Origin of the sequence: Aeromicrobium sp. (genome assembly GCF_014378035.1) — a bacterium.
Lineage (GTDB): Bacteria > Actinomycetota > Actinomycetes > Propionibacteriales > Nocardioidaceae > Aeromicrobium.
In genome coordinates, this window is sequence record NZ_JACMOM010000264.1 from 1 (window position 1) to 16,917 (window position 16,917).

A 16,917-nucleotide genomic window follows, 5' to 3' on the forward strand; every position below is an offset into this window, starting at 1 on the left:
ACGCCATGCGGTACTCGCTCAGTCGCACGTCGACCAGTACGGCAGTCGCCCCTCCGGCGGTCGCGTCCCGAACCGGTTCACAGGTCGAGGACCAGTCGTGGCGCCGCCTCGATCTGACGTAAGACAAGAGGAGAGCGGACGTCCCGCAAATCGATCGGCTCGCGAGACCACTGGATCCAGCTCGAGGCTCGCTACTGGTCGTAGACGTCGCGTCGATGTCCTAGCCGCACGACGACAACCAACAGGACGTCGTCCTTGACTGTGTAGATGATGCGGTAGTCGCCAACCCGGACACGCATGCCCGGTCGGCCCTGCAGAGCGCGGGCGCCCGGCGGCCGCGGATCCTGGGCAAGCAGCGCAATCGCGCCTTGGATGCGACGACAAACCTGAGGGTCGAGCTTGCGCAAGGAACGGGCTGCCGCCGGGCGTAGCTCGATGCGATACCCGCTCACTCCCAACCGAGGTCAGCCTTGACCTGCTCCCACGGAATGTTCGGTCCCTCCTCGACCATCGCTGCGTCGAAGGCCGCGACATCCTCGGCATCCTCAAACGCCGTCATGAGTTGCTCATAGCGCTCGGGACTTACCAGCACCCCAGCAAGGCGACCACGGCGCTGTACGAATACGGCTTCGGTTCGAGCGGTCTCCATCGCCTTGGGCAGGTGGTTGCGCGCGTCGCTGATGTTCATCGTGGCCATACCCCGAATTGTACGACTCGTACTCCGTATCGTACAGATCGTGTTCCGCTTCAAGATCCTGATCCGATGACCGTCCCCGGAAGTCGAACCCCTGGGGTTCGCAGCGACGGCTAGCCGGCCGCGGTCGTCGTCTCAACCGGGACCGGTGAGCGGCGATGGTGACCTGCGCCGACCTGTCGCCGGCGATGCGGAGAAGTTTCTCGATCTGCTGCTCACGCGCCTGGGTGAGCCTTCGCCTGCGCAGGGCCACGACGGCCGCATCGATGGACCACCCCAGACGGGGCGGCGCGAGCACCACCTGCAGCGTGCAGCCTCGGGCTAGCTCACCACGAATCAGGTGTGCGATGACCTCGTCGAGGACGAACTGCGTGTCCAGCACCAGCCGGGCAGGACACCGTCCCCGATGAACCGACGAACCCTCGGCACGGACGCGCGGGCGGCCATCGGGCCATGGCTGGTCCATAGCCCGCCGGCTCCGGGACGCCTGTCGGGACACGGTCGTCGTCATCGAGCCGCCACCTCAGTGTCGTCGCCCTCGGCGGAGGGATTCGCTGCCGTGTCGACCCCATCGCGGGAGGCGGGGCCAGCGGGCCGCCCGGGCACAGAGGGCTCGGGGGGCTGGGGCGGAACATGGTCACGAGTGGCTCGCAGACTCGCCACGACCGCGATGGTGATGCAGGCGGCGATCATGGTCAGGGAGAGCCAGATCGGGACCTTGTACACGTCGAGGAGCAGCATCTTGATGCCGACGAAGACCAAGATCGCGGCAAGGCCCGCCTTGAGATAGATGAATCGGTGAATGAGGTCGGCCAGCAGGAAGTACATCGCCCGCAGGCCGAGGATGGCGAAGGCGTTGCTGGTGAAGACCAGGAAGGGGTCCTGAGTGACGGCGAAGATCGCGGGGATGGAGTCGACGGCGAAGATGATGTCGGTGGTCTCGACCAGGACCAGCACGGTGAACAGGGGGGTGGCGACCCACTTGCCGGCCTTCTTCACCCAGAACTTCTGGCCGTGGTACTCATCCGTGCTTGGCACGTGCTTGCGGACCAGGCGCAGCACAGGGTTGCGTGAGGGGTCCATGTCGGCGTTGCGGTGGGTGAACATCTTCCAGCCGGTGAAGACCAGGAACGCGCCGAACAGGTAGAGGATCCAGGCGAAGTTGTTGATCAGCACCGAACCGCCGGCAATGAAGATCGCCCGGAACACCAAGGCGCCGAGCACGCCGTAGAAGAGCACCCGGTGCTGGTACTCCCGCGGCACGGCGAAGTAGGTGAAGATCAACGCGAAGACGAAGACGTTGTCCACGGCCAGGGACTTCTCGATCAGATATCCCGCGTAGTACTCGCCCCCGGCCCGTGCGCCGTAGGCCCACCAGATGACGCCGCCAAACGCGAGGCCGAGCGAGACCCAGATCGCTGACCAGAGCGCAGCTTCCTTGACCGAGACCACGTGCGCGGTGCGGTGGGCCAGCAGGTCGATTGCCAGCATCGCGAGAATGACGGCGAGGACCGCAGCCCAGGCCCACAGGGGAACATCCATTGAATACCTCCAGCGCGCCCACCCACTGGGTGGGGCCGTTGGAGGTCTCCCCCACCGCCCGGTCCGAAAACCGAACAGCCGACGCACCGGACCGGACAGGGCCGGCCGAAATGACGATGACGTCGTGAGCGGGGTACTCCCCTCGTGCGATACAGCATTCACGAACAATGATTCGTATGTCAAGCTGTGGGCAAGACCCCATGCAGGCTGCACCCACCACAGTCACCGTCGCAACGCGCACGAGGACCACATCCATCCAGCCTCGCTCAGCTGCGACCACCTCGACCCAGACCGGTCGCCAGTCCATCTCGACGCCGTGCAAGTGACACAGACGTGCTCAGCGGGGCACCGCCCTGCTCGTAGTCTCAAACGATGGTTCCGTCGTTGGCTCTGCTTGCCAGTCCGCTGCTCGGTGCAGCTGTCTGGGCGCCGGTGGCTCGGGTCCTCGCCGACCATGGCTGGCACACCATGATCTGCGTTGCGGCCCCGCCGATACGGACCGGGCAGGACGCACTCGACGCCTTCGTGGCGACGCTGCCGACCGAGCAGGATCTCGTTGTGGTGCCGCACAGCAACGCCGGCGTGTACGTCCCTGAACTGGTGATGCAACGTCGGGTCGTCGGTGCTGTCTTCGTTGACGCCGTGCTCCCACCGGGCCGCGGTTACGTCCCGCTTGCGCCACCGGCGTTCCTTGACCTGCTGGGCGAGAAGGTCGACGACGACGGCCTTCTCCCGGTGTGGACCAGCTGGTGGGACGAGGTCGACGTGATGGAGCTGTTTCCCGACGCCCGGACGCGCGCGCGAGTCGAAGTTGAGCAACAGCAGCTGCCGTTGTCATATTTCGAGAGCGTGCTGCCGATCCCGCAGGGCTGGGACGACATTCCTGGGGCATACCTCGCCTTCGGCGACACCTACGCCGCCGAGCGGGACCGAGCCGTGCAGCGGCGATGGCCGGTGAGCACCCTGTCGGGCGGGCACCTCCATATGCTGATCGACCCCGAGAAGGTCGCCGCCGAGTTAGTCGCCCTCATCAGAGGACTCGGTTTCGACTCGCTCACGAGCTGACACATGGCACGGAGCGAGCCGCGAGCAACGGCGTATCGCTGGGCGATGGGTCACCGGGATGCCCCGGCGCGTTGGTCTGGCGGGGGCTGGGCAGGGAGGTCTCGCCGCATGATCAGGCGTGGCATGCCGCTCGCCACGGCACCGGTGCTGCCCACGACTCGAAATCCAGCTCGGTCGAACATCGACTTGGTCCCAACGAACGCCATGGTCAGATCCATCCGACCCGGAGGGTCGACCGGATGCGCCTCTACGGCGGGCGCGCCGCGGGAGGCAGCATAGGCAACCGCACCTTCGAGCAGTGGTGCCGTCACGCCTTGTCGACGATGGCCCGAGCGGACCACGACGCACACGATGCTCCACACCGGCAGGTCATTGACGGGGCGGATGAGGCGTGAGTTGGCCAGTCGCGAGATCTCGGTGCGGGGGCCGATGTTGCACCATCCCACCGGCTCGCCGTCCCGGTAGATCACGACCCCTGGCGGATGAACCCGCTCGCACAGGGAACGCATGGCCTGCTCACGGCTCCCGCCCCCAAGCTCCTCGATCTCGCCAGCCCGTAGCCGGTGCGACAGACACCAGCAATGGTTAGCACGGCGGGTGCGGTTGATGACGTCAGCGAAGTCTTCAAAGCGGTCCAGTGTCAGCGGATGCGTCTCCCAAGTCACGGGTGCCACTCCACCACGGCCCGCCGACATAGGTGGCGGATCCCTTGCGGGACGGCCATCGTCCTGGGCGATGTGCAACCGAGCGGCACCACATGCCGTTGGCCATCACAGACGACCCATCCACTGGCCTCAACCGCTGTCGAGCGCCGCTTCGGTACAGGTCAGAACCGGCCACACCCTGCTAAGCATCAAGGCCCGGCTGGCCATGGCGCACGACAACAGCATGGTGCGCTGAGGGCCCCCGCCACCCCGCCTGAACTCGTCGATCGGCATGCCGATCCGCGGTCGCGTAGGTGAACCGTGTCCAATTCTGTCCACAATGCGGAATCAGATTCGACAGGATGAACCAATGCGCTTACCGTCCCTCGCAACGTCTGTGGCACGCGTCACAGCTTTGCGAGGAGCCCGCCGTGATCCGTTTCTCCCCCCGTCGAGCCGGTGTCTGCTCGGCGCTGGCCGCCGTCTGTCTGGCCGTCGGCCTGGCCGGTGTCGCCCCGGCTCCCGTGGGGGCTGTTGAAGCGACGGCGCCCACAACGGTAGGCGACGCGGTGATCGGCTGGGTCGAGGTTGAGGATGGCGCGATCAGCGGCGCCGCCGCCGGTCCGCCCGGCTTCAACTCCGGCGACCATGGCAACTTCTCCGGCGCCGGCTCCTACACGTTCCGCGAGACCGGGATGACCTCGACGATGAGTGTCACGGCTCCCGCGGCCGGCGTGTACCCGGTCTACGTGCGCTACGCCGCCGGGCCGCTCGGTGCCGAGGAGAACGTCACCCGCTCGATGGGGCTGCTCACCAACGGTGGCGCCCGCCAGCTGATGAGCCTGCCGATGACTAGCTTCGAGAACTGGGAGGCGTGGCGCTTCGTGCACTACGACGTCACGCTCCAGCAGGGCGCGAACACGATCTCGATCCAGTGCGATCGCGCCACCGATTTCTGCCGCCTCAACTTCGACGCGATCCAGGTCGGCGGCACCGCCCCCGACCCCTGCGTCGCGACGGCACCGACGCCCGGCTACGCGAGCCTGTACGACGGCACGTTCGCCTCCTTCGAGGGGTGGCGCAAGGCCGGTGTCGGCGGCTTCGGCCGCCAGACCGACTGCACCATCCGCAGCCTCCGTGGTCGTGGCGCCACCTGGTTCACCCAGCAGCAGGCAGCGCCGTACACGCTCGAGCTCGATTGGAAACGGATCTCGTCGAACGACGACTCGAGCGTCTACCTGGCCTCCAGCGGCCGCGGCGGCGCCGACGCCGTCGGCGGCTACACGATCCCGATCGGCGCCGACACCGGCGCGATCGTGCCGACGGGCGGCACCCTGCAGGCCGCGAATCCGACAGCTCTGGCCGCCGCGCTTCATCCGGTCGGTCAGTGGAACACCTACCGGGTGCAGCTCACGGGCGCACGCCTGGAGCTCTACCTGAACGGCACGCTGATCAACTCGATGAACCGCCCGGCCGGCGCTGCGGTGAGCGGGTTCGTCGGGCTCGAGAACCGCAGCCTGACCGATCGGGTGCACTACCGGAAGATCCAGATGAGGCCGGACGTCGAGCTGGGCCGGCTGGCGGCGCCGTTCACCCGCGCCACGCTCGCCGACGGCACGACGATCAACCCCGGCGGCGAGTCGGCGCTGGGCAACCTGGTGGCCGAGTCGCAGCGGTGGGCGACCCGCGCCGCGGGTTCCGGCGCCGCGCAGATTGCCTTCGTGGCTCCCGATGCTCTCGGTGCCGACCTGCTCGGGACTGCCGGCGGCTACCCGGCGACGGTCACCTATCAGCAGGCAGCCCTGGTGCAGCCCTCCGCCCGGACGCTGATCAACCTGAAGCTCACCGGAGCGCAGCTGAAGACCGTGCTCGAACAGCAGTGGCAGCGTACCGCCGACGGCACCGTGCCGGCCCGCCCGTTCCTGAGCCTCGGCACCTCGGCCGGGTTCACCTATACCCATGACCCCACCCAGGTAGAGGGCTCGCGGATCACCGGCATCTGGCTCAATGACGTGGCGATCGCGCCCGCGAGCAGCTACTCGGTCACGGCGAGCTCGGTGCTGGCCTCCGGTGGTGACAACTTCCGGGCCTTCGCTGCCGGCACCAGCCGGCAGGACACCGGCACCACCGGGCTCGCCGCCCTGACCGACTACGTCGGCACCGTCGCCGGCCCGACCGTCGGTGGCACGCCGCTGGCGCTCAACCTGGCCCAGCACTCGGTCGGCGTGGCCTTCCCGGGAGGTGCCCCTTCGTCGTACGTCGTCGGCGGACCGCTCGACATCGACCTGACGTCGCTGGCGAACTCGGCGCTGTCCGACCGGCAGGACACCTCGGTTCAGGTGACGCTGGATGGCCGGTCGCTCGGCTCGTTCGCAGTCGAGACAACCACCGGCACCGACCCGTACGACGAGTACGGCGCGGCCGCCGTCCGAGCCACGATCCCGTCCGACACTGCCGCGGGGCCGGCCGTCGTGGTGATCGTGGGCAACCGCAGCGGCACCACCGTGCGGCTCCCGATCACCGTCCGGCTCCAGGCCGACTCGACCACGTCGCTAATCGTCACGCCGGCCACGGTGCCGGTAAGGCGCGGTAACGCGTCGGTGTCAGTGACCGTGGCCTCCACCGGCAGCACACCGGTCGGTGATGTCAAGATCTACGTCAACGGCACGTCGATCGCCACCGCCACGCTGGTCGACGGCAGCGCCAAAGTGAGGGTCGGACCTTTCAGCACAGTCGGCAACAGGACCATCGAGGCGCGCTTCCTCGGCAGCGCGACGACCAAGCCAAGCAAGAGCCAGACCGCGACCGTGCGGGTCGACAAAGCAATACCAAAGCTGACTGTCAAGACCCAGCCCTCGAGAATCACGGCCAACAGGACCAGAGCCACGATGGTGATCGCGGTCGCGGCGCAAGGCCTCACGCCGACAGGCAAGGTGACCGTAAAGATCGGCAGGAAGACCTACGCCGGCAGCCTCACGAACGGCAAGGCGACGATCAAGCTCACCCGGTTCAAGAAGGCGGGCACAGTCCGAGCATCCGTCACCTACGTTGGTGACGCGCGCACAAAGTCGGTCTCGACCACCGCCAGGATCACGGTGAAGAAGGCCGCCCGGACGTAGCCCCTCAGTGCCGGCCCAGGCCGCGCGCGACAAGCAAATCCGACACACCTCTGGCCGACCTCGCACGGTCGCATCGCCGTGCGGTCGAGTTACCTTCTTCAACTATGCGCAAGCGCAACCGAACTCGTGCCTCGTCGTCCGCGACGACGAACAGCCCAGCAGCCGCTGGCACGTTCAGGACCGCTGCACCGGTGGACACCTTGCGCGCGACTGACCCCAGTGCTGCAACTGACGAATGTTTGGGGCACCGACTTCCCGGCAGGACCCAGCGCGTACGGCCACCAGGAGCTGTCCGTTGGAGCGATCACTCAAAGCGTGTGCGCTTCACGCGGCACTTTGGGTCGCGATGCGCGACGAACACCAGCGACGGGTCGCAAGTTCCTGCCGCCCGGCTCCACTCCCGACCTTGCTCCCAACTTTCGATGGCGACGGTCGCGCCGTTCGCGATCTGTGGTCGGGACCCACGTCGGGCCAACCGGATGCTCAACTCCGGATCGTCGCCTGGCCTCGAGCTTTGATGATGGAGGCTGAGAGCGCTTGTGAATCGATACGACAACACCGTGTCCGGTGCACTTTGCTTAGACGGTGTCAGCCTTCTGCTGGTCGACGATCGAGCGCGCCCATCCGGACGTGCTCTGCGTGAGAGATCGCTTGCTCGATCAGTTCGGCGACGTGATCGTCATACAAGCTGTAGCTGATGTTGCGGCCCGAGCGTGCGCCATCGACCAGGCCGAGGTTGCGCAGCAGTCGCAGTTGATGAGACACCGCTGACTGCTCCATGCCGACCGCTTTGGCAAGCTCGCCAACCGTTGCCGACCCGTTCTGCAGCGTGGCAAGAATCAGCAGTCTGCTCGGTGTCGCGAGCGCCTGCAGCGTCGTAGCAACCGATTTCGCGGTAGCGAGATCCATGTTCGTTGGGCCTGTGATCCGGCCGTCCACTCCGTGACCCATCGCCCCAGTATACGACATTTGTATGAACAAGAGTTCATGTGTATCGTCAAGATTTGAATGAACACCTCTTCATCTATGCCCACTAGCCGCCTTGCGAGGCCGGACAGGACACGCAATGTCAGGCACTGAGCCACTCACTGTGGTGGCACCAGCACCTCACTCCTCGCAGACCAGCCCCAATTCGAGCCGCTCGTTCGTCGCAGCACTGGGACTGCCCGAGATCCGCTGGGCAGCGCTCGCCACCGTGCTATTCGCATTCGGCGGCACCGCGCAATTAGCTGGCGCGCCGGACGGTGTCTGGTGGACGCTCTACTTGGCGTGTTACGCATCTGGCGGTTGGGAGCCGGCGCTCGCTGGTCTGCAGGCCCTACGCGCGAAGACGCTCGACGTTGACCTGCTGATGATCGTGGCCGCCGTTGTCGCTGCCTCGATCGGTCAGGTTTTCGATGGCGCGCTGCTGATCGTCATCTTCGCGACCTCAGGTGCGCTTGAAGCCTTCGCTACTCGCCGCACCGAGGACTCAGTTCAAGCGCTCCTGAACCTTGCGCCTGAGCGCGCCGTCATCGTCTCCGAACACGGGGCCGAAGAAGAGGTCGACGCGAGCACGCTTGCTGTTGGCGATCTAGTGCTCGTTCGACCGGGGGAGCGGGTCGGCGCAGACGGTGAGATTCTGGACGGGGTGAGCGAGCTCGACCAGGCGTCCATTACTGGCGAGCCGATGCCCGTCATCAGAGGTCCCGGCGACGAGGTTTTCGCTGGCACCTTGAACGGGGCAGGCGCACTCCGGCTGCGTGTCACGCGGGCCGCCGCCGACACCGTCGTGGCACGGATCGTTGCCATGGTCGAAGAAGCATCCGCCACGAAGGCCAAGACGCAGCTCTTTATCGAGAAGGTCGAGCAGCGCTACAGCATCGGTGTTGTGGTTGCCACGCTCGCGCTCTTCACGATCCCGCTCGTCTTTGGCGCCGAGTTCCAACCGACGTTGCTACGTGCGATGACGTTCATGATCGTGGCCTCGCCGTGTGCCGTGGTCCTCGCGACGATGCCGCCACTGCTTGCCACGATCGCCAACGCCGGACGCCACGGCGTCCTCGTGAAGTCTGCCGTCGCGCTCGAAGAGCTGAGCAAGGTTGACCTCGTCGCCTTCGACAAGACCGGCACGTTGACGCAAGGCACACCCCGCGTTGCCTCGATCGTCACCTTTGGCGACACGTCCGAGTCTGAGTTGCTGCGCATCGCGGCAGCAGCCGAGCGTCGAAGCGAGCACCCAGTCGGCCGTGCCATCGTGGCGGCTGCCCGTGAGCGGGATATCGGCTTCCCCGAGCCCGACGAGTTCATCTCAACACCCGGCCGCGGTGTGACGGCAAGCGTCGAGCAACGATCCGTCGACACTGGCGCCCCGACGGCGCTGCTCGCCGCTGCTGACCTCGAAGTTCACTCGGTTGTTGCTGAACTCGAAGACTCAGGCCATACCGCCATCGTGGTGCTCGTCGACGACGAGGTCATCGGGGTCGTAGCTCTCACCGACCGCGTACGGAACGGCGCGAAGGCAGCCGTGCGTGCTCTGGCCGATCTGACGGGCGCAGAACCGGTGCTCCTGACCGGAGACAACAAGGCCGCAGCCGAACGACTGGCACACAGCGTCGGCATTCACCGCGTCCAGGCTCATCTCCTTCCCGCTGACAAAGTCACAGCAGTCGAAAGACTGCGCGACGAGGGACATCAGGTTCTCTTGATCGGTGACGGCGTCAATGACGCGCCTGCGATGGCCGCAGCCCACGTCGGCGTTGCCATGGGCCGAGGCGGCTCGGACCTCGCGATGGAGACCAGTGACGTCATCCTGGTGCGCGACGACCTATCGATGCTGCCCAAGACCATCGACCTGGCGCGTCGGTCGCACCGCGTCGTGAAGGCCAACCTTGTCATCGCCGGCACCGTCATCACGACACTCGTTGCCTGGGACATCTTCGGAACCCTGCCGCTACCCCTCGGCGTTGCAGGTCACGAAGGCTCGACCATCATCGTGGCGCTCAACGGACTGCGACTGCTCAGCAAGTCGTCGTGGCAACGTGCCGCAGCATCGACCACTAGCCGAGACAGCGCGTAACACCACGTGGTCTACAAAAACGTCGACATTCCGCTCATTGTCACCGCTCGACGCGACGAAACAGCAGATCACCTGTCCCTCGTCTTTGCGCGTCCGCCGCGCTTCGACTACGACGCCGGTGACTGGATCGATCTCGCCTTCGCTGAAGAGCTATCCGGGGGAAAGACGTACTCACTATCGTCCTCGCCTACCGAGTCGGACCTCGTCATCACGTTCAAGGTCGGCCAGAGCGGCATCAAGCGGACACTGCAGACCGCGCAGCCCGGCGACCTGTACCGAATGACCGCCTATGGCAACGACTACGACTTCTCACTGCGCCAGAATCGCTCAAGCGTGCTGATCGCGGCCGGCGTCGGCGTCGCTCCGTTCAGAAGCATGATCCGCGAGATGTTCGACCGGTCCAACACCGACTCGGCGCACCTGATCTACCTGAACCGCACAGCAGACTTCCTCTTCCGCGAGGAGCTTGATCTGTGGAGCGCGCGCCTGCGTGGCGTGACGATCGACTACGTCATCACCGCTGACATGAAGGGTAAGGAGCGGCGCAGGCGACTCGCCGAGAGCGTCGACAAGGCTGCGCACTACTACTACGTCGCGGGACCACCCGCCATGATCGAAGCAACCGAAGACGTCCTGATGGACGCAGGCGTTGATCACAACAACATCCGCATCGACTCGTTCGATGGCTACTAGGCTGGGTCGACTGGTGCACTTATGCGGGTGATCGTGTCAAGGGCGGGCTATGAGGCCTCGTGGTCGAGGCGTTCGAGGAGTCCGTCGAAGATCTTCTGTCGGGCGATCTGGCCCTTGTTCTCGGCGTCGTCTCGTTGGGCTTGCAGGGTGGGTCGGAACTCGATGGTAGTGACGAAGAAGGTGCAGGATTCACAGATCGACTCGAAGTGGCAGTCGGTCTCGACGGGTGGGGCGCAGTGGCCGTTGCCGAGCATGCGGCGGTGCATCTCGCCGCGGAGTTTTCGCATCTCGCTGCCCTCGTCGTCTCGTGGGAGTTGGCGGGGCTGTCCGTAGAGCGCTTCGACTTTCTCGGTGACGTTGAAGTACTCCTCCGCGACGGTCTTGTCGGCAATCCGGGCATAGATCATCGTCATGGCGAGGGTGTTGTGACCGAGCAACGCGGCGATCGCGTCGATGCTCATGCCGCGATTGATCGCCTGGGTTGCCAGCGTGTGGCGCAGTTGGTGGGCGGTGACATGGCCGATGCCGGCCTCGTGGCTGAGTCGGCTCAGCGCGGTCGCGACGCGCAATGCGGTGATGGGACGGTTGCGTTCAAGTAGCAGCCGTTGGGACCGCAGCCCGGTGGGGCGGTGGTTGGCGATCCAGTCGTCGAGCATCTCCTTCAGCTGCGGGTGCAGCGGGATGTACCGGTCGTTGTGCAGCTTCCCGACAGGGATCCTCAGCCAGAACGCGGAGCCGATCTGGACCACGGCGTCGACGGTGAGGGCGAGCAGCTCACCCTTGCGGATGCCGGTGCGGGCCAATAGTTCGACGATGAGGCGGGACAACGGATCGGGGTCCGCGCGGGAGGTCCGCATGAGTTTGGTCGCCGCAGCGTCATCGAGGAACCGCGGCAGTGGCTTGTCGACGATAGGCAGGTCGCCGGCGAAGATCAGCGGCCGCTGCGGCGGATTCGGGTAGCCCCACTCGGTGATCCGGTCGAAGAAGCAGTGCAGGTTGATCAGCCGATTCTTGATGCTGATCCGATTCAGCGGCTTCCCGGTGTAGCGGCCGTGTTTGGCGCCGACCCAGGCCTTTAGTCCTCGATGTGCCGACGTTGCAGCTCGGCACAGGTGTCGACCTCGGGATGGGTCTGGCCCAGCCAGGTCCCGAACTCGCGGAGGTCGTGTTCGATGTGTTTAACCGTCGAGGGCCGCAGGCTCAGGTCGATCTGGGCGACGTAGCGTTGGGCCACATCGGTGAATCCCGGTGGGACCGTCGTCCAGCCGGTGACCGACACGGACGGTCGGCGTGCGGGTCGGGTGTGGTTCTCCAGCCTGCCGGCATGGAACAGGGTGAGCTGCAGCCGGTGGAAGCAGGAAGCCAGGTTGCGTCCGGAGTTCGGCATGCCGCGAGCGATGTAGGCATCGATGATCGCCGTGCGGGCGACCTCGAATGCTGTGGTGTTGATCTGTAGCGCTGGCGTGCCGGTGACCGCGGTGACCTTGGCCAAGGTGTTCCACTGCAGGGCGACGTCACGTTCTTTGGTGTCGAGCAAGGCGCAAGCGTCCGCGAACCACGTGTGCGCGTCCGGGCAGTGGCTGCGGGCGGCGTTTCCCAGGCGTAGGTCGACCCTGCCCAGCAGGTCGCCGGTGATCGTCAGCTGAGCGGTGACAAGCAACCAGGACACGAAGGACCTCGCCTTCTCGATCGCGTCGACCTGCTGTGCAAGCGACAGCTGGTGCCACCCGCCGCTCCGCTCGAGTTTGACGCAGAACGACCTGGCAGCCGCGACGGTCGACCTGCCCGTTTGGCGTCCCGCCTGTTGCATCGCCGTGACGTACTCCTCGACCTGGGTGGCGCCGTGGTCGCTGAGCGCGTGTGCAGCCGGCATCACAGGTCGCCTGCCAGTGATTGCGCGTCGATGGCCTCACACGCTCTTCGGTATTCCCCGGCGAGCCAGTCGGTGGCCAGGTGGAGGTAGATGCGCGTGGACTCGATCGAGCGGTGTCCTGCCTGGGCTTGGGTCGCCTCTAACGCCATCCCGGCCTCACGCAGCCGGGTGAAGCAGGTGTGGCGCAGCTGGTGGCAGGTCAGGTGTTCAATCCCTGCTCTGCCGCGGGCGCCGGCGACGATCTCGTCGAGCCCCGCCGATGAAAGCGGCTGGCCGCGCCGGGGGCCCTTCAAGACCACGAAGACGTGATCATCGACGGCCGACTCAGGTCGTTCGACGGCGAGGTAGGACGCCAGAGTCGTGAAGAAGCGCTGTGAGACAGGGACGATGCGCTGGTGCCCGCCCTTGCCCTCGGCGATGAACAACCTGCGTTCACCGGGACGGATGTCACCCAGACGAAGACCGAGGACCTCGCAGCGTCGTAGGCCGCCGAGCAGCATCGCGTGGACCATCGCGCGGTCGCGTCGAGTCCGGAGTGCGGCGACGAACGTGTCGACCTGGTCCGGGTCGATCACTCGCGGCAGCGTGCGCGGTGCCCGGATCAGCGGGACGCCGCGCACGGCTCGTTGGCCGGGGCGTCGCATCGCCAGTCCGCGAGGAACAGGGTTCCGCTCGACGGCGGTGTCTCCGCGAATGATCAGGTACTCATAGAGTCCCGCGATCGTTGCCAGTCGTCGCTTGATCGTGCGTGCGGACAGCCCCTGTTCGCCGTCCTCGATCCGCACAACCTTGGCACCGCGTCGGGGCTCGCGCTGGGCCTTGATGAAGGCCAACACGTCGGTCACGGTGACCTCGTCAGGGTCCTTGTCGATCACGGTGAAGAAGACCTTCAGGTCGAAGGCCGTCGCGATCACCGTGTTCGGTCGAGCCCGCGCGGTGACGAGATCCATGTAGGCATCCAGCAGCGGATGACCCAGACGGATCAGCTCACCTCCGCCAGGACGACGGGTGCGGACCAGGCGGGGTGTGAAGGCCACGGACGGGCTCCGATCGATGAGGTGACCCGTCCTCCGCGATCCCAACGACCTGGGTGCAGATCACCTGCATATCGTGACCAACCGACGCGTGCGCTCGACGCTGGGAAACGTTGCGCCCGTCGATTACAAGCAAACCCACTACGCTGCCCTCCCGGGCGAGATCGGCCCGAAGTTAGTTCCAGGTGCCGTGATCAGTCTGTTGCGCAAAGCCAACTACTTCCCAGAAGCATCTTCGCTAACGAGTAGAACGTGCTTACTTCTTGGATCCTCGTCGGCATCGTGCTCTCGATCACTGGCCACTTCTGCAGCACGACCCCCGTGCATCTCCCCGAGAGCGAACTCGAGACTGCACCCGGCGCCTACGTCGGCTACGTGCGGATCCCATGGTGCCGGAATCGGGGTGCCGCCTGCCGTCCTCGTCCCGCCGCATCACGTCGTTGCTCGGCCTGAGACACCTATTTTCAACCGACATCGAGGAATCCGACAGGGACAACAGCCCCTGAACGCGTTCCCGCAGCTCAGAGGCTGTTTTGGTGGGGCCGCCTGTCAGAATCGAACTGACGACCTAGTCTCTGAATCAGGCCATTCTCATGAGTTCCCGCGAGACCCCGCAGAGGCCTCTGACCTGCACGAACACCGGATTTCGACGTCCGGCCTAGTCTCGGCGGATCCCGCTGTTTCCTGTTCAATTATGTGAGTAAAACGTATGTGCTGCGACGAGGGCGAGCTGGTCTCGGACGACCCAGACACCACTACTCATCTACACCGCCAGCTGGAGCGACCGGCCGCTTCTGCCACGAGCCGGGCACTCGCGTGGTCCAACGAATCCGATGCTCGCTCGGCTACATGTGACAGGTCAAGGAGGGCGCCCCGCCATCGGTGAAGTCACGCCCTGGCTCTGCGCGCCGCGGATCCACCCGACGCCGGTGCGACCGAGCAGGGACGTGTCCTCGCCGTACGACTCGTAGGTGCATCGCGCGGCACCGATTGGCGCGGGATGCCCGGACGATCACCCGGATGGACCGCACCCTTGACCGGCCACTAACCCCGACCTACCCTGAACCGAACGATCGTTTAGTTACCACCAATCCAGCGCGTCCAGTCAGGGAGCCTCCATGAGCAGCGCCGTCATCGTCGACATCGTCCGCACCGCCTCCGGCAAGGGGAAGCCGGGTGGCGCCCTGCACGGCCTACACCCCGTCGACCTCCTGGCGCAGACGCTAAAGCAGATGATCGAGCGCAACGGCCTCGACCCCGCGCAGATCGACGACGTGATCGCCGGCTGCGTCAACCAGGTCGGCGACCAGGCCCTCAACATCGGTCGTACGGCGGTCCTGCGCGCGGGCTTCCCCGAGTCGGTGCCGTCGACCAGCATCGACCGCCAATGCGGGTCGTCGCAGCAGGCGGCCCACTTCGCCGCGCAGGGCGTGCTGGCCGGCGTCTATGACATCGCGATCGCGTGCGGCGTCGAGTCGATGAGCCGCGTCCCGATGGGCTCGTCGACCGCCGCCGGCGGCGACCCGTTCGGGCCGCTGGCCGCGCGCAACCCCGAGGGCCTGGCCCACCAGGGCATCGGCGCCGAGCTGATCGCCGCCCGCTGGAAGCTGACCCGCGAGGACCTCGACGCGTTCTCGGCCCGCTCGCACGAGCGCGCCGCGGCGCATGCCGCCGATGGTGCCTTCGACCGCGAGATCGTGCCGATCACCCTGCCCGACGGCTCCACCCACACGCTCGACGAGACCGTGCGCGCGAGCACGACCGCCGAGGGCCTCGCAGGCCTGCGCTCCTCGTTCCACGACGAGGGCTTGGCGGCCCGCTTCCCCGAGATCGGCTGGTCGATCACGCCCGGCAACTCCTCGCCGCTCACCGACGGCGCCTCGGCCGCGCTGATCATGAGCGAGGAACGGGCCCTCGCCCTGGGGCTCACCCCGCGGGCGCGCTTCCACACCTTCGCGGTCACCGGCTCCGACCCGCTCGTGATGCTGGACGGCGTCATCCCGGCGACCCACCAGGCCCTGAAGCGCTCGGGCCTCGGCATCGACGACATCGACGCCTACGAGGTCAACGAGGCGTTCGCCCCCGTGCCGCTCGCCTGGGCGACTGAGTTCAACGCCGATCAGTCCAGGCTCAACCCCCGCGGCGGAGCGATCGCGCTCGGGCACCCGCTAGGCGGCTCCGGCACCCGCCTGATGGCGACCCTGCTCAACCATCTCGAGGCCACCGGCGGTCGCTACGGCCTGCAGACCATGTGCGAGGGCGGCGGAATGGCCAACGCCACCATCATCGAGCGGCTCTGAGCCCCGCCGACATGGCATCGACCCCTCCCCAGGTCAGCCTCACCGTCGACGACGGCATCGCGACCGTCCGGTTCGGTCGCCCCGCGGCGCTCAACGCCTTCACCGACCAGATGGAAGTCGAGCTGATCGAGGCGTTCGACGCCTGCGACGCCAACCCGTCGGTGCGGGTCGTCGTCCTGACCGGCAGTGGCCGCGCGTTCTGTGCAGGGATGGACCTGTCCGACTCGTCGGCCGCCTTCGAGCTCTGGCGGGCTAGCCCCACCGCGCCCGCCGGGACGTCTTACGACGTGGAGGGTGATGAGCTGCCGATCCGCCGCGACGGCGGCGGCCGGGTGGTCCTGCGGATGTTCGCGCTCGACAAACCGATCATCGCCGCGATCAACGGCCCGGCCGTTGGCGTGGGCTCCACGATCACGCTGCCCTGCGACTTCCGGCTGGCGTCGGAGACGGCGAAGTTCGGCTTCGTCTTCAACCGGCGCGGATTCGTGCCCGAGTCGTGCTCGACCTGGTTCCTCCCCCGGGTCGTACCGATGCAGACCGCGCTCGACTGGGTCTACACCGGCCGGGTCTTCGGCGCCGACGAGGCGCTGGACCGTGGGCTGCTGCGCAGCGTGCACGCCCCCGACGAGCTGCTCCCCGCGGCGTACGCGCTGGCCCGCTCGATCGCCGACAGCACCGCGGCGGTCTCGACCGCCCTGACCCGCCAGATGATGTGGCGGATGCTCGGCGCCGAGCACCCGATGGTGGCCCACACCGCCGAGACGATCAGCATCAACCTGCGCGGGGTGAGCGCCGACGCCCACGACGGCATCGCCGCGTTCCTCGAGAAGAGGGCGCCCGTCTTCACCGACACCGTGCCCGCTGACCTGCCCGACGTACTCCCCCACTTCCCGGC

Annotated in this window: 15 protein-coding genes; 7 read left to right on the top strand and 8 right to left on the bottom strand. The window is 66.5% G+C overall.

Going from position 1 to position 16,917, the window contains the following annotated elements; translation table 11 throughout:
* Window positions 1-191: 191 nt before the first annotated feature.
* On the bottom strand, window positions 192-452 hold the full coding sequence (locus H7290_RS13750; RefSeq protein WP_290514583.1) for a type II toxin-antitoxin system RelE/ParE family toxin: 261 nt from the start codon (window positions 450-452) through the stop codon (window positions 192-194).
* A complete protein-coding gene (locus H7290_RS13755) occupies window positions 449-697 on the bottom strand; it encodes a type II toxin-antitoxin system Phd/YefM family antitoxin (protein WP_290514584.1) in 249 nt (82 codons plus the stop codon). Before H7290_RS13755 ends, H7290_RS13750 begins: the two co-directional genes overlap by 4 nt.
* Before the next feature lie 145 nt (window positions 698-842).
* Between H7290_RS13755 and H7290_RS13760 the strand changes: the two genes are divergently transcribed.
* Entirely contained in the window at window positions 843-1,019 is a 177-nt protein-coding gene (locus tag H7290_RS13760; protein WP_290514585.1) for a hypothetical protein, read from the top strand.
* A gap of 182 nt (window positions 1,020-1,201) precedes the next feature.
* On the opposite strand, the gene H7290_RS13765 is transcribed toward H7290_RS13760, so the two are convergent.
* On the bottom strand, window positions 1,202-2,236 hold the full coding sequence (locus tag H7290_RS13765) for a TerC family protein (protein ID WP_290514586.1): 1,035 nt from the start codon (window positions 2,234-2,236) through the stop codon (window positions 1,202-1,204).
* A 372-nt stretch (window positions 2,237-2,608) separates the two neighbouring features.
* Here H7290_RS13765 and H7290_RS13770 point away from each other — a divergent pair, with 372 nt between their 5' ends.
* Complete coding sequence (locus H7290_RS13770; RefSeq protein WP_290514587.1) at window positions 2,609-3,301, top strand: hypothetical protein; 693 nt, start codon at window positions 2,609-2,611, stop codon at window positions 3,299-3,301.
* A gap of 50 nt (window positions 3,302-3,351) precedes the next feature.
* Here H7290_RS13770 and H7290_RS13775 read toward each other — a convergent pair whose 3' ends face one another.
* Window positions 3,352-3,966 (bottom strand): GNAT family N-acetyltransferase, encoded by a 615-nt coding sequence (locus H7290_RS13775; RefSeq protein WP_290514588.1) that lies wholly within the window; start codon window positions 3,964-3,966, stop codon window positions 3,352-3,354.
* Window positions 3,967-4,376: 410 nt separating this feature from the next.
* Here H7290_RS13775 and H7290_RS13780 point away from each other — a divergent pair, with 410 nt between their 5' ends.
* Window positions 4,377-7,064: a 5'-nucleotidase C-terminal domain-containing protein gene (locus tag H7290_RS13780; protein WP_290514589.1), complete on the top strand. Its 2,688-nt coding sequence runs from the start codon at window positions 4,377-4,379 to the stop codon at window positions 7,062-7,064.
* Between the two features lie 588 nt (window positions 7,065-7,652).
* On the opposite strand, the gene H7290_RS13785 is transcribed toward H7290_RS13780, so the two are convergent.
* On the bottom strand, window positions 7,653-8,015 hold the full coding sequence (locus tag H7290_RS13785; protein ID WP_290514590.1) for a metalloregulator ArsR/SmtB family transcription factor: 363 nt from the start codon (window positions 8,013-8,015) through the stop codon (window positions 7,653-7,655).
* A 115-nt stretch (window positions 8,016-8,130) separates the two neighbouring features.
* On the opposite strand from H7290_RS13785, the gene H7290_RS13790 reads away from it, so the two are divergent.
* Window positions 8,131-10,122, top strand: coding sequence for a heavy metal translocating P-type ATPase (locus H7290_RS13790; RefSeq protein ID WP_290514591.1), 1,992 nt, complete (start codon window positions 8,131-8,133; stop codon window positions 10,120-10,122).
* A gap of 6 nt (window positions 10,123-10,128) precedes the next feature.
* Entirely contained in the window at window positions 10,129-10,815 is a 687-nt protein-coding gene (locus tag H7290_RS13795) for an FAD-dependent oxidoreductase (RefSeq protein WP_290514592.1), read from the top strand.
* Between the two features lie 47 nt (window positions 10,816-10,862).
* Here the strand turns inward: H7290_RS13795 and H7290_RS13800 are convergent, their stop codons facing one another.
* From H7290_RS13800 to H7290_RS13810, 3 genes are read right to left on the bottom strand one after another with little or no spacing between them, the layout of a single operon-like run.
* Window positions 10,863-11,960 carry a tyrosine-type recombinase/integrase gene (locus tag H7290_RS13800; protein ID WP_366927637.1) on the bottom strand — a complete coding sequence of 366 codons (1,098 nt, stop codon included), beginning with the start codon at window positions 11,958-11,960 and terminating at the stop codon, window positions 10,863-10,865.
* Window positions 11,891-12,688 (bottom strand): hypothetical protein, encoded by a 798-nt coding sequence (locus H7290_RS13805; protein WP_290514593.1) that lies wholly within the window; start codon window positions 12,686-12,688, stop codon window positions 11,891-11,893. The genes H7290_RS13800 and H7290_RS13805 overlap by 70 nt, the downstream gene beginning before the upstream one ends.
* A complete protein-coding gene (locus tag H7290_RS13810; protein ID WP_290514594.1) occupies window positions 12,688-13,725 on the bottom strand; it encodes a tyrosine-type recombinase/integrase in 1,038 nt (345 codons plus the stop codon). Before H7290_RS13810 ends, H7290_RS13805 begins: the two co-directional genes overlap by 1 nt.
* 1,115 nt (window positions 13,726-14,840) lie before the next feature.
* Here H7290_RS13810 and H7290_RS13815 point away from each other — a divergent pair.
* A complete protein-coding gene (locus H7290_RS13815; RefSeq protein WP_290514595.1) occupies window positions 14,841-16,022 on the top strand; it encodes a thiolase family protein in 1,182 nt (393 codons plus the stop codon).
* A gap of 11 nt (window positions 16,023-16,033) precedes the next feature.
* Window positions 16,034-16,917: crotonase/enoyl-CoA hydratase family protein (locus H7290_RS13820; RefSeq protein ID WP_290514596.1), on the top strand; the 884-nt coding region annotated here is incomplete at its 3' end.